The sequence below is a fragment of the Nocardia sp. CC201C genome, assembly GCF_030010695.1.
Lineage (GTDB): Bacteria > Actinomycetota > Actinomycetes > Mycobacteriales > Mycobacteriaceae > Nocardia > Nocardia otitidiscaviarum.
Genome location: NZ_JASCXP010000620.1, coordinates 1 through 2,838 on the forward strand (window position 1 = coordinate 1; position 2,838 = coordinate 2,838).

At 69.1% G+C, this 2,838-nt stretch carries 3 protein-coding genes; 1 reads left to right on the forward strand and 2 read right to left on the reverse strand.

Annotated features, from left to right (window positions below; translation table 11 throughout):
* Positions 1–116 precede the first annotated feature (116 nt).
* The gene (locus QK444_RS35010) at positions 117–1,448 is read right to left on the reverse strand and encodes an ADP-ribosylglycohydrolase family protein (protein ID WP_282786280.1); all 1,332 of its coding nucleotides are present in this window, start codon (positions 1,446–1,448) and stop codon (positions 117–119) included.
* Positions 1,445–1,891 (reverse strand): hypothetical protein, encoded by a 447-nt coding sequence (locus tag QK444_RS35015; RefSeq protein ID WP_282786281.1) that lies wholly within the window; start codon positions 1,889–1,891, stop codon positions 1,445–1,447. Before QK444_RS35015 ends, QK444_RS35010 begins: the two co-directional genes overlap by 4 nt.
* Before the next feature lie 308 nt (positions 1,892–2,199).
* Here QK444_RS35015 and QK444_RS35020 point away from each other — a divergent pair, with 308 nt between their 5' ends.
* Complete coding sequence (locus QK444_RS35020; protein ID WP_282786282.1) at positions 2,200–2,682, forward strand: universal stress protein; 483 nt, start codon at positions 2,200–2,202, stop codon at positions 2,680–2,682.
* The last annotated feature ends 156 nt before the right edge of the window (positions 2,683–2,838 follow it).

The window sequence follows — 2,838 nt, forward strand, 5'->3', positions numbered from 1 at the left end:
GCGGCGCCAAAAGCGCGTGGTTGGAGTGTGCTGCGCTTGCCCACCCTGCGCCGCTGGCGCAGACTGCCCAAGCGCAGCGGTACAGGTGCCTGGGCGGGGCGACAGGGGGCCGGGAATCAGTGTGTGAGAAGGGTGAGGGTGCGGGTGGCCAGGTCGGTGATGTGGGGGTCGCAGTAACCGGCTACCGAGCTGTGGACGCGGTCTTGGAGAGGGGCGGTCCAATGGGTGGGGATGGCGTGGGCGCCGGTGAGGATGCCCGCCACCGAGCCCGCGGTGGCGGTAGTGGAGTCGGTGTCCCAGCCGCCCTGCACGGTGAGGGCGATGGTCCGGGTGAAATCGCCTTCGCCCCAGAGCAGTCCGGCGCTGATCAGGCACGCGTTGCCGATGGCGTGCACCCAGTTGTAGTGGCCGTGGCGGGCGTGGATGGCGGCCACGGCCTGGTTCCAGGTCAGGTCGCGGGCACGATCGTCGGCCACCTCGGCGAGCGCCACCGCGAGGCGGGAGCGCGCTGGGACGACGGCCTGCGCGGCCGCCAGGGCGGTCTCGGGATCAGGAGCGGTGAAGGCGGCGGCGGTGAGCGCGGCGGCCCAGCTCGCGGCCCAGACGCCGTTGCCGGTGTGCGACAGCGAGGCATCGCGGGCGGCCAGGGCGGCGGCGCGGGCCGGTTCGCCGGGACAGACGTAACCGTAGATGTCGGCGCGGATCAGCGCGCCTATCCACTCGCGGTAGGGATTTCGATGGGTGGCGGTCGCGGGCGGCAGGTAACCGTCGATGAGGTTGCGGTAGGCGACGCGTTCGGCGGTGTAGGTCTGCAGGAACGGGAGATGTTCCAGCCACAGCGCCGCCACATCGTCGGGGGTGAACTCGGTGCCGTGCCGTTCGATCAGGTGCAGGCCGAGAATGGTGTAGTCGATGTCGTCGTCACGCGGACAGCCCGCGATATTGCCGAGCGTGGATTCCCGCCAGGTCCAATGCAATTCGTACCCTTCGGGCATCGGCTCCCGCACCGGAACATAGTCGCGCAGCGGATACCGGCCGATCGGCTCCAGATAGTCGCGGATATGTCGTGGCGTCCAGACGAATCCGTTCTCCAGCGGCTTGCCGAGCGTGCAGCCGACACAGCGACCCAACCATCCGCCGCGCACCCGGTCCGACAGCTCGGCGACCGATACCGCGGGCGCGGGCGTGGGCACCGCGGGCTCCGGCTCGCGCGGATCCTCCCACTCCGTGTACGGCCACTCCGGCACCCGCTCGGCGGCCTCGATGCGGTCCAGCAGCCGCCAGCACGCCGCCGGAACCGGCCGCTGGGTGTCGGTGAGTTCGAGCATCTCCTGCTCGAACTCGTCCACCGCCCAACCGGATTCGTGTCGCTGATGCCATTCGTAGTGCAGCAGGGCGCGCGGATCGGCCTCGTGGTGACCGAAGAACGCGGTCTGGATCGGGTTCACAGCACCGCTTTCGCGGCGGCCAGCACCTCCGACAGCAGCGGCAGCGATTCATCGCGTTGGGGTGCGCGCGCCCACCAGCGACCCTCGTGGGTGTGGCGGCCGAAACCGGTCGGCAGGATGACATTGCTGCGGTGGGGCCCGATATCCACGCTGTTGCGCTCCAACTGTTCGATGCATTCCACCGTGGGGTACCCATCGAAGACCGCGAGGAACGTCCGGCGCGGCGGTTTTTCGCGCACCAGCACCGGGCCGGGGATGCCGCGCACCGTCAGTTCACCGAGTATCAACGCCCCCAACGGTTCCGGGGTGTTCAGCGCCGCGACGGTGTCGACGAGGGGTAGCACCACGAACCCCGGCGTGGTCACGTGGACATGCGGCAGGCCGAACAGGGAGCGGTACACATGCGCCCAGTCCTGCGGGGTGGTCAGTTCCTCCAACCGCACTATCCACACACCTCGATGCTCGAAATACTCCCGCGGCGACGGCATTGTCGATCGTCGGTGCGAGGCCGACGAATCCAGTGAAGACCCCGCCCCGTTCGGTCGCCACGGGTTTGGGTGAATCGTTCGCAAACAGTGTTCGATCCGCAGCTGGTTCGTACCGACCGGTGCGCATGCGCGAACGTGCCGGTAACACCCAGAACACGGGGACGACGCGAGACGGTGTCACTCACCGCCGTCCTTGCGGGTGAACCGGCGCGTCGCGGGGTACCCTCGAGGCAGGGACCAACGCTCCTACCAGGAGGTTCGTCATGCCGTGCGACCTGATGCTGATTGCCTACGACGGCTCCGAGAACGCCCGGCGGGCCGTCGAATACGCGGGCCGCTTCCTCACCGCAAACCGAGCCGTCGTGCTCACCGCATGGGAGCCCATGGTGCGCCAGGCCGCGCGGCTGTCCGGTATCTCCGGCGTCCTCCAGCCGGAGTGGGTGACCGACGAGGAGATCGAGGACGTCGCCTACACCGACGCCAAGAACATCAATGCCGAGGGCGCGAAACTGGCCGGACTGGCCGGGCTCAACGCCGAGGCGCGGACCGTGGAGTGCACCACCACCATCTGGAACGCCATCGTGGACGTGGCCGACGAACTGGACGTGGACATCATCGTGGCGGGCACGCGCGGCGCCACGGGCATCCGGGCGCTGCTGCACTCCAGCGTGGCCGACGCCGTGCTCAAACACTGCCACCGGCCGGTCCTGCTGGTACCGCCCGGCCGGGACCCGAAGGATCACTGATCCCGCGCCGTGGAATCGCCGACCGCACCCGTCCCGGCGATGCCGGGAACCGTCCCGGTCCGGGATTTCGGGGCGCGCTGAGACCTTCGTCGCTCCGCCGCCGAGAGGCCGCGGCACCGGACTATGGTCGGAAAGATCATGGACGGATTCCTGCTC